Source organism: Exiguobacterium sp. s6, from assembly GCF_018618155.1.
Classification (GTDB): Bacteria; Bacillota; Bacilli; order Exiguobacteriales; family Exiguobacteriaceae; genus Exiguobacterium; species Exiguobacterium mexicanum_A.
This window is the reverse complement of the sequence record NZ_JACSLN010000001.1, coordinates 840,930-867,030: the sequence shown is the minus strand read 5'-3', so window position 1 is coordinate 867,030 and position 26,101 is coordinate 840,930. Positions and strand designations below refer to the sequence as shown.

Genomic DNA, 26,101 nt, shown 5'->3' with positions numbered 1-26,101 from the left:
GATGGTCCGGACGCTCAATGCATCACTTGTTGCCGTTTTTAAGATCGTTTTTCAAGTCCTTTAATTCTTGTTTCGACTCATCGTCGAGCAAGTCTTTTACAGGGGCTTCAAAATCCGATTCATAGTCTTCTGACTGATCACGGCTGCTTGATGCTTCTTGTTTGTTCGCTGCCGATTTGTTTGTGTTTGCTTTGTTCGCGTTCGGCTTGCTTTCTGATGACTTCGGTTTATCAGATGAGGCATCCGTTTTGGCGTCTGCTTTCGATGAATCGTTTGAGTCGTTCGATTTTTTTGTTTCGCTCGACTGATCTTCTGAAGCGCGGTCGAGTTGTTCTTTCACTTCAGCTTCTGCCTCGGCTACGAGCTGATCGGCTTTCTCCATCGCTTCTTCGATTGACAACTCGTCTTCGTCGACTTGTTGCTTCAATTCGGCTGCTTCACGGGCCTTATCTTTGACGAGGTTCAAGACAGGCGCTGCTTTATCGCTGGCCACTTTGATCCATTCGCCGACGACCGGCTCCGCTTTTTCACGTACTTCTTTCGATTTGACCGTCAATCGCTCACGCGACGTCGCCGTCTTCTCGTCTAAATACGTACGCACTTCACGACCGCTCTTCGGTGATGTGAGGAGTGCAACGGCCGCGCCGATTACGCCGCCAAGAACGACACCTGCCAAAAATCCACCGCTCGGTTGTTGTTCGTTGTTATATGTTTTGTTCTTGTCGTATGTCATCGTTACTTCCTCCTTGTGATGGTTATGATTTGATTGTATCGTCTGTCGCAATCAAGCCTGGTGAGACCGTTGTCGGTTCTTGTTCTTGTTTCCGGTCTCGACGTCCGCGACGACGTGATGGTCGTTCGTCAGAAGATGTCTCGGTTTTATTTTTCTTAAATAATTCTACAGCGACAGATCCCCATCGTACCGCTTGGGCGATCTGTTCTTTATTTTCGTCTGCTGCCACGTGAACAGAAGAAGAAACCGTCCGTACCGACTCCGTCACTTCGTTGAGCGACGTGCCGAGCTCATCAAGCGCGTGAGCCACTGGTGCGAGCAATTCTGTTTTCTCTTCGACGTTATCTACAAGACGGTTCGTCTTATGTAAGAGCGCCGTCACTTCCATTGTGATTCCGTCTAATTGACGTTCTAAGTTTTCAGTCGTGTTGGCGACGCTGCCGAGTGTCCGATTGACGTTCGACAAGACACGTGCCAAGAAAAATACGAGTACGACAAATGCGAGTGCCGCGATGAGCCCTGCAATGCCTCCTAATGTGATTTCCATGCATCCATTCCTCCTGTTCGATAATGTGGTGTTTTCATTATAGCACCATTATGACTGAAAAGATTTGTCACAACCGTTTTCGCCATCCGGTCTGATTATTCCTTTACCCGTTTTTATGTTTTCGATTACACTAAAATAGAAATAAATTTAAAAAAGTTAAAGGGGTGGACGTATGAGAGATCCAAGAATCACGCAACTCGCCGACGGATTGATCAATTATTCGGTCGAATTGAAGCCAGGGGAACGCGTTCTAATCGAAAATTTTGGTGTCGAGGAGTCGCTCGTCGAAGCGCTTGTCGAGAAGGCGTACGAAGCCGGGGGGCATCCGTTCGTCTTGTTGAAAGAGAGCCGTATTTTGCGTAAGCTCTACAGCGGAGCAAGCCGAGAGCAACTTGAGCTCATGGCCGACATCGAGCGCAAACAAATGCAGGCCATGGACGCCTATATCGGACTTCGGGCCGGTGACAACATTAACGAGTTATCAGACGTTCCGGCCGAGCAACAAAAACTCGTCGGGGCCACCATCGGTAAAATGCATACCGAGGACCGCGTCAAAGGAACGAAATGGGTCGTGCTGCGTTACCCGTCCCCATCGATGGCGCAACTCGCCGGCAAATCGACCGAGGCGTTTGAGGACTTCTACTTCAACGTCTGTACGCTCGATTACGGCAAGATGGACCGGGCCATGGACGCACTCGTCACGCTCATGAACGAGACCGACCGTGTCACGATCAAAGGGCCAGGAACGGACCTCAGCTTCTCGATCAAAGATATCCCGGCCATCAAGTGTTCCGGTCAGATGAACATTCCGGACGGTGAAGTGTTCACAGCGCCGGTCAAAGACTCGATCAACGGCGTCATCACGTATAACACGCCATCTCCGTATCATGGCTTCACATTCGAGAACGTGTCGTTGACGTTCCAAGACGGAAAAATCGTCAACGCGACGGCGAATGACACCGACCGAATCAATGACGTGTTCAATACGGATGAAGGCGCACGCTACGTCGGCGAATTCGCCATCGGCGTCAACCCGTACATCCAACACCCGATGAAAGATATCTTGTTCGATGAAAAAATTGACGGTAGTTTCCACTTCACACCAGGCCAGGCATATGACGACGCCTATAACGGGAACGACTCTTCAATCCACTGGGATCTCGTCAACATCCAACGTCCTGATTATGGCGGCGGCGAGATTTGGTTCGATGACGTATTGATTCGCAAGGACGGACGCTTTGTCGTCGACTCGCTCTTGCCACTCAATCCAGAAAATTTGAAATAACAAAAAACAAGCGTGCCGCAATCGGCACGCTTGTTTTCATTATAGCTTCGTCTTTTTGCCGAGCGCTGCCGACATCATCCAAATCTCTTTCTCGAGTCGCTCGATATGAGAGACGAACGTGTCTTCGATGGCTTCGTCCCCGTCTTCGAAGTTTTCCATCGCGTCTTGCATCTCTTGACGGATCTGTTTGAAGTCACTGATCACGTCCTTGATCATTTGATCGGTATCCGCATGGCGATCCCCTTCTTGCAACGTCGAATGTTCGAGATATTCTTTCATCGTCGCATACGGTTCGCCGTCATTCATCAAGAGCCGCTCCGCCACGTCATCGTACAGTTCAGCGACGAGGTTATACAGTTCCTCCAACTTTTCATGGTACGTGAAGAAGTGAGGTCCGCTAATGTACCAGTGGTAGTTATGCAGTTTGACGAATAAGAGGCCATAGTTGGCCACCTCTTTGTTCAATGTGCTCAATGCGCCTTGGCTTGCCATCATTAACATCTCCTTTTCCAAATTCAGTCGCTAATACTATTACCGTCTTGACTTGATGTTAAACACAAAAAAGCGAACGGCTTAAGCCATTCGCTCTCGATTCACGCTTCGAGTTGGACGTGATTCTCGTATTCACGTTGGTACGTTTGAATGTCTCCGGCTCCCATGAACAGGAGAACCGCGTCTTTATGTTGACTTAAGACACTGACCCCGCCCCGCTTCAAGACGTTCGCGCCTTCGATACGCGATTGCAAGTCTTCGATCGTGACGGTACCTTCTTGTTCGCGAGCCGAACCGAAGATGTCACACAAGTACACCGCGTCCGCTTCGGCTAATGCCGCAGCAAAATCATCCATGAATGACTTCAGGCGTGTATACGTGTGTGGTTGGAAGATGGCTACAACTTCACGCCCGGCGTATTTTTTACGTGCCGCTTCGACTGTCGCGCTGATTTCCCGTGGATGGTGGGCATAATCATCCACTAACACTTGGTTTCCGAGCGTCGATTCGCTGAAACGACGTTTCACGCCGTTAAACGTCTCGAGGCGGTCTTTAACCAATTCTTTCGGTAAGTTCTCATAGTCACACGTCGCGATGACGGCAAGGGCATTCAAGACGCTGTGGTTGCCATATCCCGGAATGCGGAACGTCCCATAGAAGTCGTCACGCAAGTAGACGTCAAACGTTGTTCCGTTGTCCGTCGAGTTCACGTTCTCGGCACGGAAGTCGTTATGGGCACCGAAACCGTAATAGACGATTGGCACGTTTGCTTGAATGTGTTGCAGGTTCTCATCATCGCCACAAGCGATGATGCCTTTTTTCACTTGCTTCGCCATCTCTTGGAACGCATCGATGACGTCATCGAGACCCGAGAAATAATCCGAGTGATCGAAGTCGATGTTCGTCATGATAGCGTAGTCTGGACGATAGTATAAGAAGTGACGCTTGTACTCACATGCTTCGAAGACAAAGTTCTTCGAGTCTTCGACCCCTTCTCCTGTGCCATCGCCAATCAAGAACGACGTCGGCTCGATGCCGCGCATGACGTGAGCCAACAGACCTGTCGTCGATGTCTTACCATGAGATCCCGTAATGGCGACACTCGTGTAGTGGTCGGCCAATTCGCCGAGAAACTCATAGTATTTGTATATCGTCAATCCGAGCTCGCGCGCTCGAACGACTTCAGGGTGATCGTCAGCGAAGGCGTTGCCCTGTACGACGATTTGCCCTTCGGTAATATTTTCAGGATCAAACGGAAGGATTTCAATTCCTTTGCGATTCAATGCTTCTTCAGTAAAAAATGCTTTGTCAACGTCCGAACCTCGGACCTCATTGTTCATGTCATTTAAAATTTGAGCTAAAGGACTCATGCCCGTTCCTTTAATTCCGACGAAGTGATAACGGTTCATCTGTAAATAGCCCCCCTAATTCATTGCGGTCTGTTGAAAAAATGCGACAAACCTTTGTCATTATAGCAAAACTCCAGGAGTCATGCTATTACAGATTATTGTTTTTTTTCGCCAAACGACGACTCTTATACATCGCCATCCGGTCTTGCGGTGTCATCATGACATTGAGCGGAGGGCCTTCCGCTTTATAAGAGACGCTCATCGCAGGCGTCAATTCTTCTTCGTCAGGCACTTCAATCGGTTCATCAGTCTGTAATGTTTTCGCAACATCTTCGACAACCGGGGCCACCGTCTCAACCGGTGCATCGAGCGAAACGTCCTCTTCGGTCACGTCTTGCTTTTCTTCCCGGACGGCAATCTTCGATGATTTCAAATCGGTCGAACCCATGAACACAGAGGCGAACCCGCTCTCTACAATCGAGACTTCCCCGAGGAGCGGTTTAGTATCTTGTTCAGCTGTCTCGTCTTCAGAGACGAGCGGGCTTTCCACGATCGTTTCCGTGGAAATAATCGTCTCTTCGCTTGGCGTCTCCGCTGATGGCGATTCGTCCGCTGCGACATCGAGGTCAGGCTGTGACGTCGGCGCATCATCGACGGTCGGCACGGATTTATCTACTGAATCAACCACAGCTTCATCAACTGATTCCATCACAGATTCGTCTACTGACTCCACCACCGGTTCATCTACGGAATCAATTACCGGTTCGTTCTTAGGCTCAGCCTCTACGATTGGCGGCACCGCTTCTGACACTTCCTCTACCGGGACGGCCACTCGCTTTGCTTGGCGGATCGCTGAATCGTCACGCGTCTCCGGAGAATGTTCAGTCGGCAGAATGATTTTCGGTTTCGGTCGGGCGTATCCATAAATCGGAGATGGCACATCCGACGGTACAAATTCATCCTTCGGCTCGGGCTTCGGTGCAGGCGCACCTTTCTTCCCTTCCTGGGATAGTTCGCGTCGAATTCGGTCTGCTTGTTGTTTTAATGAACGTTCATATGCATCCATACTTGATTCCTCGCTTTTTCACTCAATCCTATTTAGCAAAAAATCGGTCGAATTTAGCGACCGATTTCAAATGCTTTCCCTACTTCATATTCGTCATCCAATACGAGAATCCCTTTTTCTTGCGGTGCATCAGGTAAGTTCAATTCTCGCGCTGAACAAATCATCCCGTGTGAACTTTCACCTCGTAACTTCGATGGACGAATGATTAAACCAGACGGCATGACCGCTCCCGGTTTCGCGACGACAACTTTTTGGCCGGCCGCGACGTTCGGTGCGCCGCAGACAATCTGGACATCACCTTGATCGGTCTCAACTTGACAGATCGACAATTTGTCCGCATCCGGGTGCTTCTCAGCTTCTTTGACGTAGCCAACGACAAATTTCGGGGTGAAGTCCACGCCCGAAAGCTCGGCTTCGATATTTTGTTTACGCAAGATGACACCGAGCGTCTCAATCAACTCGGCCGTCAACTCGACCGGCCCGTGCCAGTCGCTGACGTCAAAATAATTACTGGCATTGAAGATGTTATAGCCATTAACTTTCCCCGTCGTCGATTTGACGATGGCGACATCATCTTTCCGTTCAACGACTTGGTGGTGGCGATCGCCTTCTCTTAACAAGACCATGAGGACATCGCCGATTCCTTCACGGTTATAAAAAGCATTAATTTGCATACGTAAAAACGCCCCTTCTTTCAAACTAGACACAAATAGTTTAGCAGATTATGCGTCCGTTGGTGGGTTCTTTTTTCCGACAATGAAAATTGGTTCGAGAACGCCGTCCTCATAATGGAAAGAAAGAGCCGTCACCGGAATCCGCCCATTCGTGAAAAAGTCGAACATGAGCTGTTGCATCGCATCATAACCTTGATCGTTGCGGATGTCCGCGATGATCATCACGTCCTGATGCGGTACCCCGACGAGCATATCGCCTTCGATCCGGCGCTCCATGACCCGCAAAAACTCATCATTTAAAATCCGTGACGCTTCATACCCGTCCCGAGCAGCCAGAAAATAGAACGTATTCCCGGCCACGGTATCTTCTTTTAAATCGGTCGGCAACTTCTTGACGTTCTCCCGTGCCAATTCGTCAAGACGCGTCAAAGGCATCCCGTCCAAATGCCGCTCTTCGATCAAGCGATAGCCGTTGCCCAAATCGAGTGCATAAAAGACAGCCGTCTCAGCTGTATGTGGCGTCATCGCAAGTGCTTCCCCACGCTTCGTCTCCGTCGAGAACGAGGCCGAACGGATGACGGGATAAATGTTGACTTCATTGCCAGCGAGTGTGACCGCATCGTCGGCCGAGAGCGCTGTCTTGATGTAGTCGACGACCTCTTCAATGGCGACTTCTCCCCGGACTTTCGCTTTCGCTACGAGCGGGGCGAGACGGATGTTGACGCCGAAGCGGTCCGTGGACCGCTCGATGCGCAACACCTCGTTCTCACGGTCATACGAGGTCCGGTACCCTTCCGTAAACCGGCGTTCGAGATGGCGACGTAATTCATTCCGTTCCATCTAGCTCACCCTAACCCATGAAGGAAGGCTTCGACTTGCTCAGGCGTCTTCCGTTCGCGTCCGACATAGCGGTCGACTTCTTGTCCGCCGTTGAAGGCGACAAAGCTCGGAATCCCAAAAATGTCGAGCTCTTGTGCGAGCTCCATCCAGTCGTCACGATCGACGTAGTAAAACGTCCAATCTTCGAACTTCGCTTCGATGTCTGGCATGAACGGATCGAGGAAACGGCAATCGCCGCACCATGTCGCTGAAAACATCAAGATGCTCTTCCCTTGTTTTGCTTCTGTATACTCGTTCATCGTTGTCAATTGTTTCATGTTCACCACTCCTGTTCTTTTTTCCCCATTCATGATAGCATAAGTCCGTTGTCACATTCCGCTCTCATGTTTTATGATCATCGGGAGCGAAGACTACGTGAAAAAGGTGAAGTCATGACAAAATGGACACGTGAACAGTTGAATCCAGAAATGAAACATCCGCTCGAGCAACTCGTCGGCGTCATCGGTATGCTGGCGATTCTGCGCTACGGTTACTTGTTCATCGATACGGACAAGACGCGAGGCGAGATTTTAGTATGGCTCGTCGTCGGGTTCGCCGTGATTTACATACTCGAACGGGTCGGCAAACGCCTCGTCCGTGCCTTGCCGATCATTCGAAAACGGTTTTTACTCCCCGTCTATGTCGTCTTGCTCGTCTTATTCTTGGCGAGCTTCCGCGTCCCTCGTGAAACCGTCGAGACCGTCCGAAATCTTTTCGGTTGGTGAACGAAAGAGAGCGTCCCGCTTATTCGCCGGGACGCTCTCTTTCGTGTCGCTCAATATTCGATTTTCATATCGTTCGGCCGGATCCGATTCATCCGGACCAACACTTGATAGACCGCATAACTGAGCACTGCCGGACCGACAATCAAAAAGCCGAAGACGACGATGAACATGTGCCAACTGAAGCCCATCGTCTCGAGCATGACAATCGGACCGACGAGTCCGCTCGTCCCCATCCCGGCACCAGCCGCGACGCTCTCGAGCTCGAACAACAGAATCGCGATTGGGGCGAGCACCGCCCCCGCTATCGTCGGCGGCAACAAGATCCAAGGATTCTTCACGATATTGCCGACTTGAAGCATCGAAGTACCAATCCCTTGGGCGATCGCACCGCCGATGCCATTGTCCCGATAACTCGTGATCGCAAAGCCAACCATCTGGGCGGCGCAGCCAACCGTCGCCGCGCCTGCCGCGATGCCGCTCAAGCCGAGCATGAGCGCGATGGCCGCACTCGAGATCGGTGCCGTGAGCGCGAGTCCCATCAGTGTCGCGACGACGACGCCCATGAACAAAGGCTGTTGTTCCGTGCCCCACTCGATCCACGTCCCGAGCTGCGTCATGAACAAGCCGACATACTTACCGATATAGGTTGCAGCCAAATAACCGACGCCAATGGTCGTGAACGGTGTGACCAAAATATCAAGTTTCGTCGATTTCGAGACGAGTTTGGATACCTCGACAGCGAGCAACGTCGCCACATAACTGCCGGCTGGCCCGAACTCGTAACCAAACGCCCCGACGACGAGCGCCGAGAACAAGATGAGCGGCGGTGCTTGAAGCGCATAGGCGATTGCAATCCCGATGGCCGGACCGGTCAAGCCGATGGCCACATCACCAATCTCGATGAGCGTCGACCCGAAACCGGACAGACTCGTTTCGAGCAATTGTCCACCCGCCGTCTTCATAATCAAGCCGATGATGAGCGTACTGAATAAGCCGAGTGCCATATAACTGAGTGCCGTCACAAAATAAAGCGACGGACTGAGCGTGATCCCTTTTTTCTTAAACATGGAAATCCCTCTTTCCTGTCTTGTCAGTCGTAAAGTTTCTGTCTTCACACTTTTATCAGTATAAGCGTTTCTCGGGAAATTTCAATATAAAAAACGCCACTACACGAGTGACGTTCTCCCTACCTTTAGCGTGAAGCTCGAAGCGTCTCCATCGTCGAACGATCGAGTCGTTTGACGAGCGCCTTGAGTAGCGCTTTCGCCGCATCATAGTCGTCCGTATGCAGAATCGAGGCGTGTGTATGGATGTAACGCGCCGCGACACCGATCACGGCCGTCGGGACCCCTTCCCCGCTCATATGGATGCGGCCTGCGTCCGTTCCACCTGGCGAGACGAAGTACTGCGTTTTGATGTTTTCATCAGACGCCGTGTCGAGTAGGAAGTCACGCATCTCTGGAGACATGACCATGACCCGGTCAAGGATTCGGATGAGCGCCCCTTCCCCGAGTTGGCCGAACTCCGTCTTATTGCCAGACGCATCGTTAGCCGGTGACGCGTCGAGAACGAGCGCGACGTCCGGACGAATCATTTCGGCTGCCGTTTGCGCTCCACGGAGTCCGACTTCTTCTTGGACAGTCGCACCCGAGAACAAGATGTTCGGATGATCGGCTTTTGTCGTCTCTTCGAGCAACTCGACCGCCAGACCAACCCCATAACGGTTATCCCATGCTTTGGCCATAATCTTTTTCGGATGTTTGAGCGGCGTGAAGTCGCTTGTCGGCACAGCCGGAAGACCCGGACGGACACCCCATGACTCGGCTTCTTCTTTCGTATCGGCGCCAATGTCGATAAACATCTGTTTCATGTCCATCGGTTTACTCATTGCGTCCGGTCCGAGCAGGTGCGGAGGTGTCGATGCGACGACGCCCGGAATCAATCCATCGTTCGTCACGATATCAAATCGTTGCGCCATGAGCACTTGGCTCCACCATCCACCGAGCGGCTGTATGTATAGCATCCCGTTTTCTGTGATCCGGGTGACCATGAACGCGACTTCGTCCATATGTCCAGCGACCATGATGCGTGGTCCCGCCTCGTCCCCGACCCGTTTCCCAAAGATTGAGCCGATGCCATCCGTCATGACTTCATCGACATGCGGTGTGATTCGGTCACGAACAAACTGACGAACCTCTGATTCGAATCCAGGTGCGCCCGGAAGTTCTGTCAACGTCTTGAATAAGTCTCTCGTTTTTTGTTCCATTTCCATCCATCCCTTCAACCGTTCTTGTTTCATTATATACAGAACTTTTCGGCAGATGCGAATGGTTTTCGTTCCAATGGGGTACAGGTTTTGGTACGATGTACATGATAGCCATAGTTCAAGGGGAGGTAGTCATATGAAGAAAAGGTATTGGTTAGTTGGGATCGGGGTTGCCATCGCGGCCGCACTTATGACGAAAAAAGTGTTAGATGAACGAAGCTTATCGGCCGAGGACGCGCTCGAGTACACAAAACGGGCATTCTCAGCCAAAGGTCACGTTCAAGGCGCATGGATCTCGGCATCACCTGAGATTTACACGTATGACGGACGTGAGTATGACGTCTTTAAAGGCGGCATCTCGGTTCTCGAGAACGACGAAGAGAAGACGTACCAATTTACAGTCGATTCAGAGACTGGCGCTTTACTTGAATATGCATGATGTGGGGTCGGCGATGACATTCGCCGACTTTTTTTGTTTAATCTGGGCGAAAGAGTGGAAAATTGAATATGGTACTTTTCAAACTCAAAAAGGAGTGATCCCACGTGAAGAAACTGATCGGTGAAGCAAACGAGCTCGTGTCACAAATGGTCGAAGGAATGGTCCATGCCCATCCTGAACTGTACGGTCGTGTGGAAGGATTCAACGTCATCTGTCGTGCTGACGGGGCCAAGTCCGGAAAAGTCGGACTCGTCTCGGGTGGAGGCAGCGGTCATGAACCGGCCCACGCCGGTTATGTAGGTGACGGGATGCTCGATGCCGCTGTATGCGGTGAAGTGTTCACGTCCCCGACCCCGGACATGGTGCTCGAAGGCATCAAAGCGGCCGATGGAGGAAACGGGGTATTACTCGTCGTCAAAAACTATGCCGGTGACGTCATGAACTTCGAGCTCGCCGCCGAACTTGCGGACGCCGAAGGAATTAAAGTCGACCACGTCGTCGTCGCAGACGATGTCGCCATCTCGAACAAGGAAGATCGTCGCGGTGTTGCCGGGACCGTGTTCGTGCATAAGATCGCCGGTGCGGCTGCAGCGAGCGGGAAATCACTCGCCGAAGTGAAAGCGCTTGCAGAGAAAGTCGCGGCAAACGTTCGCTCGATGGGTATGGCTGTCGAACCTTGTTACATGCCGGTGAGCGGCAAGCCAGGTTTTGATTTGAATGAAGAAGAGATGGAAATCGGCATCGGCATTCACGGGGAGCGCGGCGTCGAACGGAAGCCGACGACGAACGTCGATGCCATCGTGGATGACCTGCTCGGCCACTTGAAAAAAGAAGTGAGTCCTGGCGAAGTTGCCGTTATGGTCAACGGTATGGGCGGTACGCCCTTGTCTGAATTGTACGTGACGTATCATTTCGTCGCGAAAAAATTAGAAGATGCCGGCTACACGTTGAAACGGAAATACGTCGGCAACTATATGACATCCCTCGAGATGCACGGGTTCTCGATCACGCTCTTGCCGCTCGACGAAGAAATGACGGGTTATCTCGATGCACCGTCGGCAGCACTCGGTTTCAAACTCTAATCCAATGAATGAGGTGTTTATGCAATGTTGACGATTGATGGGTTCAAGCAAGCATTACGACACGCCCAATCCGAGATTGAGGCGAACAAGGATACACTGACCGACCTCGACCGCGCCATCGGCGACGGAGACCACGGCATCAATATGTCGCGCGGCTTTGAAGCGGTCGTCGCCGTACTCGATGACGACTATGCCAGCCTTGGCGACTTGAGCAAGAAAGTCGGGATGACGCTCATGTCGAAAGTCGGCGGCGCAGCCGGTCCACTATACGGGTCGGCATTCGTCAAGGCTGCACCTAAGTTTGGTGACGTGACCGAAGCCGATTTCACGCTCGTTAAAGAAGCGCTTCTTGAGGCGTCGACAGCGATCAAGGCGCGCGGGAAGTCAGAAGTTGGCCAGAAGACAATGGTCGATGTGTGGGAACCGTTCTTGTCTGACTTGAGCGAGGGTGACGATTTTGATGCCAAACTCGACCGCCTCGTCGGTGAGACCGAAGATATGATCGCCACGAAAGGACGGGCATCTTATTTCGGTGAAAACTCACGCGGTACGGTCGACCCTGGCGCACTCTCGAGTTCCATCGTGTTGAAAGCGATTATGAAGGAGGTTGAGTGACATCGTAGAGCTCATCATCGTATCCCATAGCGCTAAAATCGCTGAAGGGATTCAAGACTTGATGAAAGAGATGGCCCCCGCCGTTCCGATCCATTTAGCGAGCGGGCTTGAGGACGGCAGCATCGGGACAGATGTGACCCGTATCCTCGAGGCAATCGAGGCCGTCGACAAAGAAGCGCTCATCTTATCCGATATCGGTTCGGCCACGATGAACGCAGAACTCGCTGTCGATATGTATGAAGGCGATAAAACGATTCAGTTCTATGACGGTCCGATCGTCGAGGGTGCCTTCGTCGCTTCCGTCTCATCCGGTAACGGCATGGATGTCGCTCAAATCGTCGAACAATTGAAAATGGCATAAAAAAAGAGCCTCGCGGCTCTTTTTTTAACGTGGGTTATCGTTTTTCTCATAAATCGGGTTCATGAACTCGGTCGTCGAGTAGAAACGTGGAACAACCACGAACAAGATGACTACCGGGATCGCGATTAAGAGTAGCAAAATCAACACAGGCAACCAATAGACAATTTGTTGTCCGAGCATGTCGATGTTCGCATCCGCAAATTCAGTCGCGCCTTCGACTTCTGCGAGGTCAGCTGTTGCGAGGATTTTGTTGTCCGTCGCATCATAGTAATGGAACTCGGTCTTACGTGTGATGAAGATGCCGTCACGGATCGTATCAATTTCAACGACCGCCGCGATGACTTCATTGCCATTCGAATGACGGAGCGTCTCTTCTTTTACGATTTCAGCCGTTCCTTCTTTGTAGTCATAATGCGTGGCTTTCAGATCCTCTTCAAGGGCGTCCAAGAACGCCTCGTTTGCCGAGGTATTAAGTGGTGCGATTGTTAGAATGAAGATTAGTGCAAGCAGGCTTGCCCATGCTTTTTTCAACATCCCCATGTTCCCCCTTCTCTAATTCCAGTTTAGCGTCATTCCTATTGTACCAAGAAGAAAGAAAAAAGTGTGAAGAAAATGCTATTAAAATAAGAAAAAAGCGTGTCAAATTTTCGGACGGAAAGCTGCCTCCATCCGATAAATCGGTTGTCCCATGGCGCTGAAGCGCTCTTCGTACTCGGTGCGCACGTTATCCGCCGGTTCGTTCACATGTAAATCAAGTGAAATATCTGTGAAGTACATGCCGTATTGGCTCATGCTTTCGAGCGAATATTCGAATAACCCCCGGTTATCCGTCTTGAAATGAATCTCGCCTCCGCGTGGCAACACAGCCTCGTACGTGGCGAGGAACGTTTTATACGTCAAACGACGTTTCGCATGGCGTGTCTTCGGCCATGGATCGGAGAAGTTCAAATAGACGCGATCGACTTCACCGGCTTCGAAGTAGTCGACGAGTTGCTTGGCATCAACAGTCAACACGCGGACGTTTGGCATCGGTGTCTCGACGAGCTTTTGCACGATCGATACGGCGACGCTCTCGAATAACTCGATGGCGATGAAGTCGACGTCCGGGAACTGTTGGGCCATCCCTAAAATGAATTGCCCTTTCCCCGAACCGACCTCGATGAAGAGCGGATTGTCGTTCTTAAATTCTGCTTTCCAGTTCCCTTTTAACGTTTCAGGATGAGTGATAAAGACGTGTTCTTGAGCTTCCATATATTCTTTGGCCCAAGGTTTGTGACGTAAACGCATGTTTTTCCAACCTTTCGTTCAAGAAATGTTCAAGTTTATGCTGACTAGCCGCTTCGTGCGAGCAGTCCCCTTGCGATTATACACGAAATCATTGTTTAATGAACATGAATCATCCTTCACAAGGAGGTTATATCGATGAGCACGTTGGATCAATTTTTAATCTTTTACGCGGCCCCGCTGACGTTTTTCGGCGCCGTCATCGCCACGTTCGTTTGGGCGTATTTCATGAAACCTGATGATGTCTAATGCATATGGAAAGGGATGGCTCACACTCGTGATCCATCCCTTTTTTCATTGTGTCCGTTCATCTGCCTCATCGAGCAGTTCACGGAGCACGGTCAATCCTTCTGCCCGGGCGATGCCGTTCTGTTCCCCATACAACGTGAGAACCGTCTGGGCAATCGCATACCAGTGCATCCGGTAATGGAGCTCTGACGTGTAACGAATGCCGTAATGGCTAAACCACGTCTCCCACTCCGCCTCATCGACATAACTGTAAACGACCATCGCCAAGTCAAAGGCACGGTCGGCGATGATGGCGTCATCCCAGTCGGTCAAATACAACAGACCCGTCTCGTCCTCGATCCAGTTATTATGGTTAAGGTCCGAATGGCAGACGACAAGTTCACGTTCGTCATCGATCGGTTGATGCATAGTGAGCCAACGGACCGCTTCATCAATCGTCACATCCGCCTCGTCTTGCTCATAGGCGGCACATTGCCGAAGCAATAGCGTCGACGTGACCGGTGTATGATTCAATTGCTGCAGCATGAATAATAGCTCTTTCGAATGATGAATCTTCCCAAGCTGTGCCGCCACATCAGACCGTTTCATATCGGTTGGCGATAGCTCACGACCTTCGATGAACTGTTGGGCACTGAGGACGTCGCCGTTGAACATCCGCTTCGTCCACAGCAATTTGGGGACGATGCCTTCGGCGGAAAGAATGGCTAAAAACGGGGACGAGTTCCGTTTGACAAAGATTTTTTGTTGGCGCGTCGTCGCTACGTACGCTTCGCCTGTAATCCCACCTGCGGAAGCCACCGTCCACTCTTCACCGAGCGCACCGATTATATCTGAATACATATTCATCACGCTCAAATCTCATTAAGAATTACAAAGATACAATCACCATATTAACACGCGATAATCGTCATTGACAACGACTCGACTTGAATCTCACGCGGATTTCGTGCAATCGGGACGAGGCTCGCCGTTTCCCCTTGCACATAAACGTTCCAGTCTCCGTCGGCATGAAACGTCACGTCACCGAACGTTCCGTTCAAATAGACACGGACGCGTTGCCACGCATCGTAGGAATGGCTCGCCGTCAACTCATAGGCGATCACGCCTGGAGGCGACGGAAGGAACTTGAATTGCTCCACGACTTTCTGCCGACTATCGTAACGGAAACACGTATGACGGCGCCGCAATTTCAGCAGCGTCTTCACAAATTCGACCTCACTCTGACGCTCGTCCCGCAAATCCCAATCGAAGTGATTGATTCGGTCCGGTGCGTTGTAACTATTTTCGACCCCTTGTTTCGTCCGACCGAACTCCTGGCCTGCATGGAGGAACGGGACGCCTTGCGACGTGATGACGATGGCCGTGGCGAATCGTTGCATCCGTAATCGCACCGCCTCGTCCATATCCTCACACGATAAGAGCAATTTATCGTAGGTCGTGTAATTGTCATGCGCCTCGACGTAATTGATTGTATATTGCGGGCTCGGGAATCGTCCGACGGTGACGTTCGGGATTTGAACCGCTCCCGTGATGCACTCTCGAAGCTCCCATTCCCGCCATTCGTTACCAGAGACGAAACCGCGTTCGCGGTCATTGAACGTCGACCCCTTTAACGCGTCCCGCATCATGTCATTGAAGTGCCCGATTCGAGGCATAAAGGCGGCGTTATGGGACGAGGCTTTCAACGATGGGCTGAGCGGTGTCGCCAAATCCCATCCTTCCCCGTAAATCAAGATTGAACGATCAATCTTATCAAGCGAAGCCCGGACTTGATTCATCGTCTCGACATCATGGATCCCCATCAAGTCGAACCGGAAGCCGTCAACGTGATACGCCTCGGCAAAGAAAGTCACACAATCGACAATCATCCGCCGCATCATGTACCGTTCCGAGGCCGTGTCATTCCCAACCCCAGTCCCGTTCGCGACCGTCCCGTCATGTTCATAACGGAAATAGTAGTAAGGGACGAGCGCTTCGAGCGAGGATTGTTCACGGATAAAGACATGGTTCATGACGACATCGACGACGACCCGCATCCCGTGACGATGCAGTTCCTCGACCATATGAGCATATTCTAGAATTCTCGATAACGGCTCGGCTGGGTCTGAGGCGTAACTCCCCTCTAACCCGAACCAATGAATCGGGTCGTATCCCCAATTGTATGGCATCCGGGTCGCCTCATCGACGCTGCCGAAGTCATGGACAGGCAACAGTTGCAGATGGGTGACCCCGAGTTCTTTCAAATAATCGAAGCCGGCACTGTTCTCGCCGCTCGTTCTCACTCCGGTCTCGACGATGCTGCCATACAAACCTTGCATCTGACTCATCGAGGACGGATGACTCGTGAAGTCCCGGATGTTCAGTTCATAGATGACCGCATCGGTCGCTTTCCGAAGCGGCGGCCGTTCCGTCGACGTGACATGGGCGGCGACATGCGCCTCGACATCGATCAATACGCCAAATTCGCCATTCAGGCTGACGGCTTTCGCGTAAGGATCGACGACCGCGTTCGTTTCGACTGGCGTCTTGACGTACAGTCGATAATAGTGACCTTCATAAAACCGAGGCACGTCGGCATGCCAGACACCACGGCTCTCTTTAGACATACGAAACCGCTCGATTTCACGATGTGTCGTCGAGTCGTGGATGACGAGCCAAATCGAGAACGCGACGGGAGACCAAACGTATGCCTCGATCGAGTGTTCGGAAAAAGTGAGGCCGAGCGGTCCGTCATAGGCATAACGGCGTTCGAACTCGTCCGTATGCACGATTTCACGTGGCACGACGACAATCGTTTTATGTCCGGGGTGAAATACAGTATAGACCGCTTCAAGCGTGACCGGTCGCGCCAATCGGATATCTCGCTCAATCGTACCGGCCTCTGTCGTCCATTCATTGAGCACCACATAGTCGACCGGTCGACCGTTCTGTTCAATCTGTACTGGAACGGATTCATATTCGGCGATGACTTCCAGTCGAATCGTCTCGAACGAGAGCAAAGATGCCCGTTCAATCGTCACATGTGACGTCGTTTGTTGCTCTGGTGTGTGATGCATACGCGTTCCATCCTCTCCAACCTACTGGTCCAAAAATTGTCGAAACGGCATCTGGGCTGTCGCATCTAGTAGTTTCGCCACATCTCGAATTTGTTGGGCTTTGACGATCGGTGCCCTCGTGTTCACTTGTTTCAGCCACGACTCATAATCAGAGCGTGAAATGAACTGAGTCGACCGTGTCTCGGGCACGTGATCGAAATAGCCTTCTGGGGCCACCGTGACTTTTTGGATGACCCCGTCATAGGACGGAAGAAACTGTCGAATGATTTCTTCAGTGCGCGTCAATGCAATGAGCGGATTGACTACACGTTTATTTTCCCCTTTGAGCGGTTGATGAATCCATGTCTTCTGCTTTGAGATGTGATAGATGCTCCGATCGCCGTCAAGCCATTCGACCAAATACAGATGTGACGGTCCAATGATAAGATGGCTCAATTCGACAGTTGCCCCGTTCCATTCGACAACTGGACGATACATGAAGAAGTGTTGGTCGTTCCATTCGGTCACCATCTTGCGATAACCGTATTCACGAAGGAACGGCAAGAACGGCATGTCTGCTTCGGTCGCCCCTTCACACGCGAACTGCAACTTCTGGATGTGGCGACGGTTCGCGAGGAGCGCCTGAAACTGCGTCTCCGAGAGCGGGGTCGGTTCGAGCTCGATACGTTCCGTTCGACGCCAAAATTTCCACCACGGGTTCTCGAACTCCATGATCTCGGGTGGATTCAACCGATTGGACTCATGCAGGCGGCGCATACGGGCGACATCGGACTCGACGTATTCTTGGAAACGATTGAACTGATCGAGCATATTTCGTTCATATTTAGATGTCACGTCAAAAATTTTAATCGGGATCGCCATGTGTCCTCCTCTGACCGCTGTAACGGAAATACTTCAACTGCCTCATAGGCAGGGGTGTGGTTCGGATTGATTCGATAAAGGATGACGGCTTCAATCGACTCTTCGATCTTGAACGTCGGGGGGATGTGTGGAATGATCGTTCCGGTGTCCCACTTTTTGGCGAGCGTGACGTGCGGGACGAACGGTTTCCGGTCGAGTGACGCGATCTCTTCAGACAGCTTGCGCCGGAGCGTCCCGGTGAGCGCCGTCAATTTCGCAGACGAATCCGGGACGATCGTCAATACTCGAGGACGATCTGGTCTCCCGAAGTGATCAATTTGTTGGAACATCAGTGAAAACGGAGCCGTCACTTCCGTCACGTCACGCGTGATCTCTTTGACCGCCTCGACTTCATCATCGTCCAATGCGCCAAGAAACTGAAGCGTCAAATGGAATTCTTCCGGCCGATACGTCCGGCGATACGAATAAAACGGCAAGATGGCCCGTTGAACGCGTTCGAACTCCGCCTCCTCCATCGGTAGCGCTATAAAGTAATGTGTCGACATCGGAATCATCCTTTCTCACGAAACCGTCTCAACCCTAGGAATAAAATCGCGCCAATCACACTGACGACTGTGTACATCCAAAATACACCGATAATGCTGTTCACTTCAATGATGATTCCGCTCAACTGATTGAACGCGGCCGTCGCCAAACCTGAAGTAACTGCCATATAGACGCCAATCGCCGTCGAGGTGACGTTTCGGCTGACAAGGCTTCGCACAAACTGAAGCGCGACCGGAATGAGCAGGCCGACGACGAGCCCTTGGACGATGGCGAGCAGCCAGACGACCCACAGTTCTGGTTCGAGTGCGAGCCAACCGTTGCGGAGCGCTGAAACTAACGCCGCTCCCGCAAGTACGTTGACCGTCCCAAGACGTTCGACGATTTGATACGCCACTTTCATGAACGGGATCTCACAAAGCACGGCCACTAAAAACAACGTCCCGACGAGCGTCGTCGAGCCGCCGATACTCGTCACGTATATCCCGAAGTAATAGTTGTTCGCATAGATTGGACCGAAGACGAGCATGCCCCCAATCAAAAAGGCGATGAACGGGGCGTTCCAGACGGCCGACCAAGCGAACGGGGCGACCGTCGTCGCGCGCGTTGCCACCGGTTCGGCAATCGTCCTTAACACGATGCTGCCGGCCACGAGTACGATGGCGCTGAGCAAAAAAGTGCTCGCAAGCCCCCACGTCGTATCCGCGATTCGTCCCATCATGAAAACGGCGATGGCGAAACCGGCCGACCCGAATAGACGGATGGCTCCATAATCAATTTTGACACGGGCCGTATAATCGAGTGTCATCATATCGATAAGCGGGATGTGCGCGCATTGGAACACCGACCAGGCGACCATCAAGAGCACGATCCAAACGTAATCGGTCGTGAACAAGAACGTGATGGAAAGGGCGGCCGCCCCGATCATGGCGATACCGAGCCACGCCCGGACACGGCCCGTCCGATCGGCCAGCATGCCCCATAACGGCTGGACACCAATCGAGAGGATCGGCATGATGGCGACAATCGTTCCGACCTGACCTGGAGACAAATCAAAGCGTGCCTGCGAGAAGAAAAGTGCCATGTAAGGAATGAGGGCCCCTTGCGCGAAAAAGATAGCGACATACATTGATTGAAACGATAGTTTTTGTTGATTCACTGTAAACTTCCTTCCTAACAGACAGAGAGCCGACCGAATCAGTCAGCTCTCACGGATTATTATTTAGCGAGCTCATAAATCGCTTCCGCATAGATGGCGGCGGCGCGAAGTAAATCTTCAATTTCCATGTATTCATCGACTTGGTGTGCGACATCTTTCGCTCCTGGGAACAATGCGCCGAAAGCCACACCAGCCTCGAGCGAACGGGCATACGTTCCTCCGCCGATGGCCATCAAGTGTGCCGATTCGCCGGTTTGACGCTCATACACATCCGCCAACGTTTTCACGAGCGGATGGTCCTCGGCCACGTGGTGCGGCGGCATATGGTGACGCGTCGACAGTTCGAACCCGAACGACAAGGCGATCTCTTTCAAGTTTTGCAACCGTTCTTCAAACTTCGCGGTATACGGATAACGGATATTGACCGTCGCCGTCCGCTCTTCGCCTTGATAGCGGAACACGCCACCGTTAATCGTCAAGTCACCGGTCTCGTCGGTCGCTTCGATGCCGAGCGAAATCCCGCGTGAATCAGCAAAGACGTGGCGGATGAACTCGATGTAGCGCTCCCCTTGAATATCGAGTGGAAGCGTCAGTAGGAACCCGGCAAGTACGTAGGCCGCGTTCACACCATTATCCGGCTCCATCGCATGGGCGGCGACACCTTTCATCGTGAACGTATACGTCCCCGCGTCCCATGTGCACGTCCCGTCAGCCTCATATTTCGCAAGGTAGGCCTCAAATTTTTCTTCGAGCACATCTTCTGTCTCAAGTACCGCGGTCGCGAAATCCGGGACCATGTTCGGACGTTCTCCGCTCACGAACGAGACCAAGTGATGTTTCGAGCCGGGTACGCGCTGAATTGGGAGTTGCTTCAAGACACCGTCATACAAACCTTTTTCCGCGTTGATAATCGGGAAATCGGCATCCGGTGCGAAACCGTATGTCGGCATCGCTTCCTGCTTAAAATATTCACGGACACAGCGCCATTCGCTCTCCTCGTCACAACCGGCGATGAGGCGGACACGTTTCGATAGCGGCAACCCGAGTTCTTTCACGATGCGCAACCCGTAATAAGCAGCCATCGTCGGACCCTTATCGTCATTGCTGCCGCGGGCGTACAGTTTCCCGTCCGCGACCGTCGGATTGAACGCCCCATACGTCCATCCGTCTCCGGCCGGCACCACGTCTAAGTGGCAGAGGATCCCAACGATTTCTTCGCCTGACCCGTACTCCAAATGGCCAGCGTAACCGCCGACATCTTTCGTCACGAATCCGTCACGCTCTCCTAACGCAAACATATAATCGAGGGCGCGACGGACTTCAGGGCCAAACGGCTCGTTCGGTCCGGACTTGTCTTCATCGAGGACGCTCGGGATTTGTAACAACCCTTTTAAATCTTCTAAAAACGCGTCTGTTCGTGCGTCGACTTCTTGTCTCCAATTCATCTCAATCTCCCCTTTGCGAATGTTCTCTCCCTTATTAGTATATCCAAATGTTAGAAAGACGAACATTCATTTCGAAAATATTTTTTCGTTCGTCTTTTAGAAGTTTTATTATCCATTTACACGATGTTCATTCGATATTTACGTTCATAACATGTTCTTTACATTTCGATTGTTCGTTCTTTTCACTTGCAATTCTATTTGAGAGCGGTATACTAAAGGTGTAATTTTAGAAAATAACAATTTCATATTTCATTTGTCGTCCGTAGGTTTTGTCTTTCATCATTCTACGCATTGGGAGGTCATCCAATGAAAGGTTCAACAGATCGTATGCTAACCCGCATCAAGTCCATTTATTTGTTCATTAACGAAAGGGAATGCGTCACCACTTCAGAACTAGTAGAGGAGTTTGGGATCACGTCACGCACCGTACAACGTGATTTGAACGTTCTTGAATACAACAATCTGGTTGAAAGTCCGAGTCGGGGCACGTGGACGTCATCAAAACGTTCGCTCAAGACGGCAAATTGAATAACAAGTTACAAGGGATTCCGCACGCGGGTCCCTTTTTTTGCACAAAAAAGTACGTGCCGATTGACACGTACTTCCGAATCATATGAGGAACAAGTCGACTTCGGGTTCTGTCAACTCACGGTATGCACCAGGTTCAAGCGTTGGATCGAGTTCGAGGCCACCGATTTGGACGCGCTCGAGCCGCTCCACATGTTTTCCGACCGCGGCGACCATCCGTTTCACTTGATGATACTTCCCTTCCGAGAGCGTCAAGCGAATCGTCGAGCGGCGCCCGGACTTGCTGAGCAGTTCAAGTCGTGCCGGTTTCGTCGTGTAGCCGTCCTCGAGTTCGACGCCTTCGGCGAAGCGACGGACATCATCTGCCGTCATCTCCCCATCGACTTCGGCGATATATACTTTGTCGACGTGTTTACGAGGCGACATGAGCGCGTGATTGAACGCCCCATCGTTCGTCAATAGCAACAGGCCGGTCGTATCTTTGTCGAGGCGTCCGACCGGGAACAAATCGTAATGGGCATAGGCCGGGTCGATTAAATCGACGACCGTCGACTCGACTTTGTCCTCGGTCGCACTGATGACACCAGCAGGCTTGTTCATCATCAAATAGACGAACGGTTTGTACTCGACGACTTCCCCGTGCACGGTCACACGTTCCGCCTCTAAGTTGATTTGTCGTTTCGCATCTTTGACGGGCTGGTCATCGATCCGGACGGCCCCTTGTTTCAATAAAATCTTGACGTCTTTACGCGAACCATATCCCATGTTCGCCAATAATTTATCAATTCGCATTATGCTTTCCTCCGATATTGGAATCGTTTCCCTAGTAGTTTTCCGGCCAAGTGACTTCTCCAACCGAGATAGCCGTATACGACGAGGCCGATTCCGAAACCGACGACCGTAGCCAATATATCGTTCCCCCAGCTCGGCTCATCTCGGAGCGTGACGAACAACGAGCCGTATACCGCGATAAACATCGCCCCACCCATGGCAAACATGAGCATCGTCCGACGCAACAATTGCTTATACGGGAACTGGAGCGTCCGTTGAATTTTCCACACCATGAGGATGATCGCGACAATATAGCCGGCGATCGTCGCGTAACCGGCGCCGATGCCGCCGAGCGCATAGACGAACGGTACGTTGAGTGCAGCTTTCGTCAATAGTCCCATCGCCGTCGCGAAGATGGTGAAGTACTGACGATTGATCCCTTGCAGGATGGCCGCTGCCACCGAGTAATAGGCCAGGAAGAACGCACTCGGCGCATAGTGGAGCAAGTAGACCCACCCTTCCCGGTCACCCGGGAACAGTGTCCCGAACAACGGCTCGGAGAGGGCGACCAACCCGATGACGGCCGGGATGGTGACAAAGAACGACACTTGGAAGATGTGGTTCACTTGATTACGGACTTTATTCATGTCGCCGTGCGTGAACGATTTCGTGACGAGCGGAATCGTCGCCATCGACACACTTGCCGCGATCGATACCGGAATCAAGACGATCTTATGGGCGTTCCCGGTCAAGAATCCAAACGCGGACGTCGCTTCAGCGACTGACTTGCCCGAGTTGAGCAACGTGTTGACCATCGTCAACTGGTCGACGAACTGATAGAGCGGCGTCGACAAGCCGACCATGACGATCGGGATCGAGTAACTGAGCAACTCGAGCAAGAGCGATTTCATCGAACGGACCGGCGTACCGGCCGGATTATCCGTCTGACGATGGATGTCTTTCCGTTTGCGCCAATACATGGCGAGCACGACGATACTTCCGATTGCCCCGATAAAGGCGCTGAACGTCGCGATCGTCACGGCGAGTACTTTCAACCCGTTCAACTCGGTCGTCGCCACGGCAGCGGTCCCACCGAGCGAGTCGGCGAGCGGACGAATGAGTGCCGAGTCCGAGAAGACGAACAAGACGAGCATCGTTCCGCTGAGCAGGAACATGATGCGGACAATCTGTTCGATGACTTGCGAGATGGCCGTCGGGGCCATGTCCTGATGTCCTTGGAAATAGCCGCGCACCATGCTCATCGCTGGGATGAGCAGGAGTGCGAAACTGACGCTACGCGTGACGAGCGTCAACGAGTCGATATATTGCTGATTGTTCTCCGAGTTGCGGACCATGAGTTCTGATAACCACGGTGCTGAGAAAAACAGTAATAAAAAAGCGACGACTCCGGTCACGAGCATCAGCTTCATCCCTTGACGGAACAAGCGCTGACTCGTGCCATATTCACCGAGCGCGTTATACTTGGCGATAAATTTTGAGACGGCGACAGGAATCCCCGCCGTCGAAATGGCGATCATGAGCGCATAATAGGTGTAGGCCGCCTGATAGAGCGTGACGCCGGCAATCCCGACCATCGCTTGGAAGGGAAACGTATAGAGCAGTCCGAGCGCACGCGAGATCAAATTTCCGGCTGATAAGAGCAGCGTGCCTTTGACGAAGGACTCCCGTCCTGAATCTTGTTTGACGCTTGATGACATGAGATACCTCCATCTATTCTTTCACAACTAATGTACCTAGTTTTACAAAACAACCGTTTCTCATTATACTCTTACTGTTGCAGATAATAAAGTTACGAACCGTTAAAGTTTAGATTGAGAAGAGAAACGAGGGATACCATGATGAAAGATGTCATCGTCATCGGAGGAGGCCCAAGCGGCCTGATGGCGACCTACGCCGCCGCCAAAGCCGGAGCGAACACGCTCCTGATTGATAAAGGATCGAAGCTCGGACGCAAGCTCGCCATTTCTGGCGGCGGGCGCTGTAACGTCACGAACCGCAAGCCCGTCGACGAACTGATTCAGTTCATTCCGGGGAACGGACGCTTCTTATATAGCGCCCTCGCCCAGTTCGACAACCAGTCGATTATCGACTTATTCACCGGGTTCGGCATCCCATTAAAAGAAGAAGACAACGGCCGGATGTTCCCAGTGACGGACAAAGCGCAAGATGTCGTCAACACGCTCCTCGGCGCCATCGACGCACTCGGTGTCGAGATTCGCAAAAACGCGAAAGTGAAGACGCTCCATTTTAATGAAGCAAACGAGTTTGAAGCGGTCGAACTGGAGGACGGTGAACGCATCGAGGCAGGCGCCTGTGTCATCGCTGTCGGCGGACAATCTGTCCCCCACACCGGCTCGACCGGCGACGGATATCCGTGGGCCGAGAAAGCCGGGCACACGATCACGGAACTGTTCCCGACCGAGGTGCCGATTTTGTTGAACGATGCCTTTATCGGCACGAAACAGCTGCAAGGGCTTTCGCTCCGGGACGTCGCCCTCACCGTCCACGGTAAAAAAGGCAAACCGATCAAGACACACCGTGGCGATATGATATTCACGCACTTCGGCATCTCGGGCCCGATCGCCCTCCGTTGCAGCCAATATACGATTAAAGAGCGCAAACGCAGTAAAGAGCGCGTCGTCGCCCTCTCGCTCGACTTGTTCCCGGACATGGCACGTGACGAGCTGTATCAAGAGCTGTGGAACCAAGTCCAAGAACAACCGAAACGGGCCGTCAAGAACGTCTGGAAAGGGTTTATCCCGGAACGGATGCTCGACCTGTTGTTGGCCGACCTCGCTTTCGGTGAAGAAGACGCGAGTCAGTTGAAGAAACAATCGGTCATCGATTTTGCGACACGACTGAAGACGTTTGAGCTACATGCGACCGGGACGCTCGATTTCGATAAGGCGTTCGTCACGGGCGGCGGCGTCTCTGTCAAAGAGATCGCCCCGCAGACGATGATGTCGAAGAAAGCGGACGGCCTGTTCTTCGCCGGCGAGGTGCTCGACATTCACGGCTATACAGGTGGTTATAACATCACGGCCGCCTTCACGACCGGGCATTGTGCCGGGTCGCACGCCGCAGAATTTGCTGTACGTACAACCGTATAAAAAAGAGAGCCTATCGCGCGCGATAGGCTCTCTTTTGGTGTCACTGTTTCGCTTCAAGTTGGCGTCGCACTTCCGCCTCGAGCTCTGGCTCGGGTGGCAACCAGCCTTCCGGCTTCATGACCTTATTGTCTGACGCGCGCAGGATCGGCTTACCATCCGGACCGAGCTTCGCCATATTGGCGCGCTGCACGATCTCGAACAACGGCACCGGGTCGAGCCCGAGCTCGACGAAACTGCCCATCACGAAATAGAGGGCGTCCGTGAGCGCATCACCTTGTCCGACGAGTCGCTCGACGTCATTTGTCGGTGGGGCGTCCTGGAGCGATTTCTGAACAGCCTGTTCGAATCCTTGTTGGAACGTGGCGATGGCTTGCAGGAACTCTTCCTCGTTCCGTGCCGATTGATGTAAAAATTCGACGACGGCCTCTTCTGCCGTCCAGACCGAACGTTTGACGGCCCGGTCTAACTCGAGCGGCTGTGGTGCACTCGCTTCCGGGTGCCCGAACGTCTCATGGAATTGGCGAACTTCTTCATAGAAATAGCGTTTGCTCATATGATCCT

30 protein-coding genes are annotated in these 26,101 nt (G+C 52.1%); 9 read left to right on the top strand and 21 right to left on the bottom strand.

The window, feature by feature from the left end; genetic code table 11:
• Positions 1-22 precede the first annotated feature (22 nt).
• Complete coding sequence (locus KNP75_RS04490; RefSeq protein WP_034778265.1) at positions 23-733, bottom strand: YtxH domain-containing protein; 711 nt, start codon at positions 731-733, stop codon at positions 23-25.
• A 22-nt stretch (positions 734-755) separates the two neighbouring features.
• Entirely contained in the window at positions 756-1,280 is a 525-nt protein-coding gene (locus KNP75_RS04485) for a DUF948 domain-containing protein (protein WP_034778266.1), read from the bottom strand.
• A gap of 172 nt (positions 1,281-1,452) precedes the next feature.
• Here KNP75_RS04485 and KNP75_RS04480 point away from each other — a divergent pair, with 172 nt between their 5' ends.
• A complete protein-coding gene (locus tag KNP75_RS04480) occupies positions 1,453-2,565 on the top strand; it encodes an aminopeptidase (protein WP_034778267.1) in 1,113 nt (370 codons plus the stop codon).
• A gap of 39 nt (positions 2,566-2,604) precedes the next feature.
• On the opposite strand, the gene KNP75_RS04475 is transcribed toward KNP75_RS04480, so the two are convergent.
• From KNP75_RS04475 to KNP75_RS04450, 6 genes are all read right to left on the bottom strand, one after another.
• Positions 2,605-3,057: a Dps family protein gene (locus KNP75_RS04475; protein WP_034778268.1), complete on the bottom strand. Its 453-nt coding sequence runs from the start codon at positions 3,055-3,057 to the stop codon at positions 2,605-2,607.
• Between the two features lie 101 nt (positions 3,058-3,158).
• Positions 3,159-4,466, bottom strand: coding sequence for a UDP-N-acetylmuramate--L-alanine ligase (gene murC, locus KNP75_RS04470; RefSeq protein WP_034778269.1), 1,308 nt, complete (start codon positions 4,464-4,466; stop codon positions 3,159-3,161).
• Between the two features lie 88 nt (positions 4,467-4,554).
• Entirely contained in the window at positions 4,555-5,472 is a 918-nt protein-coding gene (locus KNP75_RS04465; RefSeq protein WP_215189945.1) for a hypothetical protein, read from the bottom strand.
• Positions 5,473-5,525: 53 nt separating this feature from the next.
• Positions 5,526-6,146: a YtpR family tRNA-binding protein gene (gene ytpR / locus KNP75_RS04460; protein WP_138859168.1), complete on the bottom strand. Its 621-nt coding sequence runs from the start codon at positions 6,144-6,146 to the stop codon at positions 5,526-5,528.
• 48 nt (positions 6,147-6,194) lie between these two features.
• On the bottom strand, positions 6,195-6,986 hold the full coding sequence (locus tag KNP75_RS04455; RefSeq protein ID WP_215189944.1) for a DUF1444 family protein: 792 nt from the start codon (positions 6,984-6,986) through the stop codon (positions 6,195-6,197).
• Between the two features lie 5 nt (positions 6,987-6,991).
• Complete coding sequence (locus KNP75_RS04450) at positions 6,992-7,303, bottom strand: thioredoxin family protein (RefSeq protein WP_034778277.1); 312 nt, start codon at positions 7,301-7,303, stop codon at positions 6,992-6,994.
• Positions 7,304-7,417: 114 nt separating this feature from the next.
• Between KNP75_RS04450 and KNP75_RS04445 the strand changes: the two genes are divergently transcribed.
• Positions 7,418-7,750: a hypothetical protein gene (locus tag KNP75_RS04445; RefSeq protein WP_114167197.1), complete on the top strand. Its 333-nt coding sequence runs from the start codon at positions 7,418-7,420 to the stop codon at positions 7,748-7,750.
• A 50-nt stretch (positions 7,751-7,800) separates the two neighbouring features.
• Here the strand turns inward: KNP75_RS04445 and KNP75_RS04440 are convergent, their stop codons facing one another.
• The gene (locus tag KNP75_RS04440; RefSeq protein ID WP_214797296.1) at positions 7,801-8,817 is read right to left on the bottom strand and encodes a PTS sugar transporter subunit IIC; all 1,017 of its coding nucleotides are present in this window, start codon (positions 8,815-8,817) and stop codon (positions 7,801-7,803) included.
• A gap of 125 nt (positions 8,818-8,942) precedes the next feature.
• The gene (locus KNP75_RS04435; RefSeq protein WP_034778279.1) at positions 8,943-10,016 is read right to left on the bottom strand and encodes a M42 family metallopeptidase; all 1,074 of its coding nucleotides are present in this window, start codon (positions 10,014-10,016) and stop codon (positions 8,943-8,945) included.
• A 136-nt stretch (positions 10,017-10,152) separates the two neighbouring features.
• Between KNP75_RS04435 and KNP75_RS04430 the strand changes: the two genes are divergently transcribed.
• From KNP75_RS04430 to dhaM, 4 genes are all read left to right on the top strand, one after another.
• A complete protein-coding gene (locus KNP75_RS04430) occupies positions 10,153-10,455 on the top strand; it encodes a PepSY domain-containing protein (RefSeq protein WP_021065576.1) in 303 nt (100 codons plus the stop codon).
• 104 nt (positions 10,456-10,559) lie between these two features.
• Positions 10,560-11,537 (top strand): dihydroxyacetone kinase subunit DhaK, encoded by a 978-nt coding sequence (dhaK, locus tag KNP75_RS04425; RefSeq protein ID WP_215189943.1) that lies wholly within the window; start codon positions 10,560-10,562, stop codon positions 11,535-11,537.
• 24 nt (positions 11,538-11,561) lie between these two features.
• On the top strand, positions 11,562-12,152 hold the full coding sequence (gene dhaL / locus KNP75_RS04420) for a dihydroxyacetone kinase subunit DhaL (RefSeq protein ID WP_034778286.1): 591 nt from the start codon (positions 11,562-11,564) through the stop codon (positions 12,150-12,152).
• Positions 12,145-12,513 (top strand): dihydroxyacetone kinase phosphoryl donor subunit DhaM, encoded by a 369-nt coding sequence (gene dhaM, locus KNP75_RS04415; protein WP_285800834.1) that lies wholly within the window; start codon positions 12,145-12,147, stop codon positions 12,511-12,513. The genes dhaL and dhaM overlap by 8 nt, the downstream gene beginning before the upstream one ends.
• 24 nt (positions 12,514-12,537) lie before the next feature.
• Here dhaM and KNP75_RS04410 read toward each other — a convergent pair whose 3' ends face one another.
• Both KNP75_RS04410 and trmB read right to left on the bottom strand, forming a co-directional pair.
• Positions 12,538-13,047 carry a hypothetical protein gene (locus tag KNP75_RS04410; protein WP_235420207.1) on the bottom strand — a complete coding sequence of 170 codons (510 nt, stop codon included), beginning with the start codon at positions 13,045-13,047 and terminating at the stop codon, positions 12,538-12,540.
• 105 nt (positions 13,048-13,152) lie between these two features.
• A complete protein-coding gene (gene trmB, locus KNP75_RS04405) occupies positions 13,153-13,800 on the bottom strand; it encodes a tRNA (guanosine(46)-N7)-methyltransferase TrmB (protein ID WP_215189942.1) in 648 nt (215 codons plus the stop codon).
• 135 nt (positions 13,801-13,935) lie between these two features.
• Between trmB and cydS the strand changes: the two genes are divergently transcribed.
• A complete protein-coding gene (gene cydS / locus KNP75_RS15900) occupies positions 13,936-14,046 on the top strand; it encodes a cytochrome bd oxidase small subunit CydS family protein (protein ID WP_021065570.1) in 111 nt (36 codons plus the stop codon).
• Between the two features lie 45 nt (positions 14,047-14,091).
• On the opposite strand, the gene KNP75_RS04400 is transcribed toward cydS, so the two are convergent.
• From KNP75_RS04400 to pepV, 6 genes are read right to left on the bottom strand one after another with little or no spacing between them, the layout of a single operon-like run.
• Positions 14,092-14,886: a phosphotransferase family protein gene (locus tag KNP75_RS04400; protein WP_034779996.1), complete on the bottom strand. Its 795-nt coding sequence runs from the start codon at positions 14,884-14,886 to the stop codon at positions 14,092-14,094.
• A 50-nt stretch (positions 14,887-14,936) separates the two neighbouring features.
• Entirely contained in the window at positions 14,937-17,102 is a 2,166-nt protein-coding gene (gene pulA, locus KNP75_RS04395) for a type I pullulanase (protein ID WP_215189941.1), read from the bottom strand.
• Positions 17,103-17,123: 21 nt separating this feature from the next.
• Positions 17,124-17,963, bottom strand: coding sequence for an NERD domain-containing protein (locus KNP75_RS04390; protein WP_034778292.1), 840 nt, complete (start codon positions 17,961-17,963; stop codon positions 17,124-17,126).
• Positions 17,933-18,508 (bottom strand): RNA 2',3'-cyclic phosphodiesterase, encoded by a 576-nt coding sequence (gene thpR / locus KNP75_RS04385; protein WP_215189940.1) that lies wholly within the window; start codon positions 18,506-18,508, stop codon positions 17,933-17,935. The genes KNP75_RS04390 and thpR overlap by 31 nt, the downstream gene beginning before the upstream one ends.
• Positions 18,509-18,513: 5 nt before the next feature.
• A complete protein-coding gene (locus KNP75_RS04380; RefSeq protein ID WP_215189939.1) occupies positions 18,514-19,665 on the bottom strand; it encodes an MFS transporter in 1,152 nt (383 codons plus the stop codon).
• A 59-nt stretch (positions 19,666-19,724) separates the two neighbouring features.
• Entirely contained in the window at positions 19,725-21,110 is a 1,386-nt protein-coding gene (gene pepV / locus KNP75_RS04375) for a dipeptidase PepV (RefSeq protein ID WP_215189938.1), read from the bottom strand.
• Positions 21,111-21,416: 306 nt separating this feature from the next.
• On the opposite strand from pepV, the gene KNP75_RS04370 reads away from it, so the two are divergent.
• Positions 21,417-21,638: a DeoR family transcriptional regulator gene (locus KNP75_RS04370; protein ID WP_081637897.1), complete on the top strand. Its 222-nt coding sequence runs from the start codon at positions 21,417-21,419 to the stop codon at positions 21,636-21,638.
• A gap of 81 nt (positions 21,639-21,719) precedes the next feature.
• On the opposite strand, the gene KNP75_RS04365 is transcribed toward KNP75_RS04370, so the two are convergent.
• Together KNP75_RS04365 and KNP75_RS04360 are read right to left on the bottom strand one after the other, a co-directional pair.
• Positions 21,720-22,430, bottom strand: coding sequence for a pseudouridine synthase (locus KNP75_RS04365; RefSeq protein ID WP_215189937.1), 711 nt, complete (start codon positions 22,428-22,430; stop codon positions 21,720-21,722).
• Positions 22,430-24,127, bottom strand: coding sequence for a putative polysaccharide biosynthesis protein (locus KNP75_RS04360; RefSeq protein WP_214763271.1), 1,698 nt, complete (start codon positions 24,125-24,127; stop codon positions 22,430-22,432). Before KNP75_RS04360 ends, KNP75_RS04365 begins: the two co-directional genes overlap by 1 nt.
• Before the next feature lie 138 nt (positions 24,128-24,265).
• Here KNP75_RS04360 and KNP75_RS04355 point away from each other — a divergent pair, with 138 nt between their 5' ends.
• The gene (locus KNP75_RS04355) at positions 24,266-25,540 is read left to right on the top strand and encodes a BaiN/RdsA family NAD(P)/FAD-dependent oxidoreductase (RefSeq protein WP_034778302.1); all 1,275 of its coding nucleotides are present in this window, start codon (positions 24,266-24,268) and stop codon (positions 25,538-25,540) included.
• 40 nt (positions 25,541-25,580) lie between these two features.
• On the opposite strand, the gene KNP75_RS04350 is transcribed toward KNP75_RS04355, so the two are convergent.
• On the bottom strand, positions 25,581-26,093 hold the full coding sequence (locus tag KNP75_RS04350; protein ID WP_215189936.1) for a pyrophosphohydrolase domain-containing protein: 513 nt from the start codon (positions 26,091-26,093) through the stop codon (positions 25,581-25,583).
• Between the last annotated feature and the right edge of the window lie 8 nt (positions 26,094-26,101).

Bases quoted from the DNA above. Each gene is read 5' to 3' on its own strand.
- KNP75_RS04490 (WP_034778265.1), bottom strand. From the start codon at position 733: ATGACATACGACAAGAACAAAACATATAACAACGAACAACAACCGAGC.
- KNP75_RS04485 (WP_034778266.1), bottom strand. From the start codon at position 1,280: ATGGAAATCACATTAGGAGGCATTGCAGGGCTCATCGCGGCACTCGCA.
- KNP75_RS04480 (WP_034778267.1), top strand. From the start codon at position 1,453: ATGAGAGATCCAAGAATCACGCAACTCGCCGACGGATTGATCAATTAT.
- KNP75_RS04475 (WP_034778268.1), bottom strand. From the start codon at position 3,057: ATGGCAAGCCAAGGCGCATTGAGCACATTGAACAAAGAGGTGGCCAAC.
- murC (WP_034778269.1), bottom strand. From the start codon at position 4,466: ATGAACCGTTATCACTTCGTCGGAATTAAAGGAACGGGCATGAGTCCT.
- KNP75_RS04465 (WP_215189945.1), bottom strand. From the start codon at position 5,472: ATGGATGCATATGAACGTTCATTAAAACAACAAGCAGACCGAATTCGA.
- ytpR (WP_138859168.1), bottom strand. From the start codon at position 6,146: ATGCAAATTAATGCTTTTTATAACCGTGAAGGAATCGGCGATGTCCTC.
- KNP75_RS04455 (WP_215189944.1), bottom strand. From the start codon at position 6,986: ATGGAACGGAATGAATTACGTCGCCATCTCGAACGCCGGTTTACGGAA.
- KNP75_RS04450 (WP_034778277.1), bottom strand. From the start codon at position 7,303: ATGAAACAATTGACAACGATGAACGAGTATACAGAAGCAAAACAAGGG.
- KNP75_RS04445 (WP_114167197.1), top strand. From the start codon at position 7,418: ATGACAAAATGGACACGTGAACAGTTGAATCCAGAAATGAAACATCCG.
- KNP75_RS04440 (WP_214797296.1), bottom strand. From the start codon at position 8,817: ATGTTTAAGAAAAAAGGGATCACGCTCAGTCCGTCGCTTTATTTTGTG.
- KNP75_RS04435 (WP_034778279.1), bottom strand. From the start codon at position 10,016: ATGGAACAAAAAACGAGAGACTTATTCAAGACGTTGACAGAACTTCCG.
- KNP75_RS04430 (WP_021065576.1), top strand. From the start codon at position 10,153: ATGAAGAAAAGGTATTGGTTAGTTGGGATCGGGGTTGCCATCGCGGCC.
- dhaL (WP_034778286.1), top strand. From the start codon at position 11,562: ATGTTGACGATTGATGGGTTCAAGCAAGCATTACGACACGCCCAATCC.
- KNP75_RS04410 (WP_235420207.1), bottom strand. From the start codon at position 13,047: ATGTTGAAAAAAGCATGGGCAAGCCTGCTTGCACTAATCTTCATTCTA.
- trmB (WP_215189942.1), bottom strand. From the start codon at position 13,800: ATGCGTTTACGTCACAAACCTTGGGCCAAAGAATATATGGAAGCTCAA.
- cydS (WP_021065570.1), top strand. From the start codon at position 13,936: ATGAGCACGTTGGATCAATTTTTAATCTTTTACGCGGCCCCGCTGACG.
- KNP75_RS04400 (WP_034779996.1), bottom strand. From the start codon at position 14,886: ATGTATTCAGATATAATCGGTGCGCTCGGTGAAGAGTGGACGGTGGCT.
- pulA (WP_215189941.1), bottom strand. From the start codon at position 17,102: ATGCATCACACACCAGAGCAACAAACGACGTCACATGTGACGATTGAA.
- KNP75_RS04390 (WP_034778292.1), bottom strand. From the start codon at position 17,963: ATGGCGATCCCGATTAAAATTTTTGACGTGACATCTAAATATGAACGA.
- thpR (WP_215189940.1), bottom strand. From the start codon at position 18,508: ATGTCGACACATTACTTTATAGCGCTACCGATGGAGGAGGCGGAGTTC.
- pepV (WP_215189938.1), bottom strand. From the start codon at position 21,110: ATGAATTGGAGACAAGAAGTCGACGCACGAACAGACGCGTTTTTAGAA.
- KNP75_RS04370 (WP_081637897.1), top strand. From the start codon at position 21,417: ATGAAAGGTTCAACAGATCGTATGCTAACCCGCATCAAGTCCATTTAT.
- KNP75_RS04365 (WP_215189937.1), bottom strand. From the start codon at position 22,430: ATGCGAATTGATAAATTATTGGCGAACATGGGATATGGTTCGCGTAAA.
- KNP75_RS04360 (WP_214763271.1), bottom strand. From the start codon at position 24,127: ATGTCATCAAGCGTCAAACAAGATTCAGGACGGGAGTCCTTCGTCAAA.
- KNP75_RS04355 (WP_034778302.1), top strand. From the start codon at position 24,266: ATGATGAAAGATGTCATCGTCATCGGAGGAGGCCCAAGCGGCCTGATG.
- KNP75_RS04350 (WP_215189936.1), bottom strand. From the start codon at position 26,093: ATGAGCAAACGCTATTTCTATGAAGAAGTTCGCCAATTCCATGAGACG.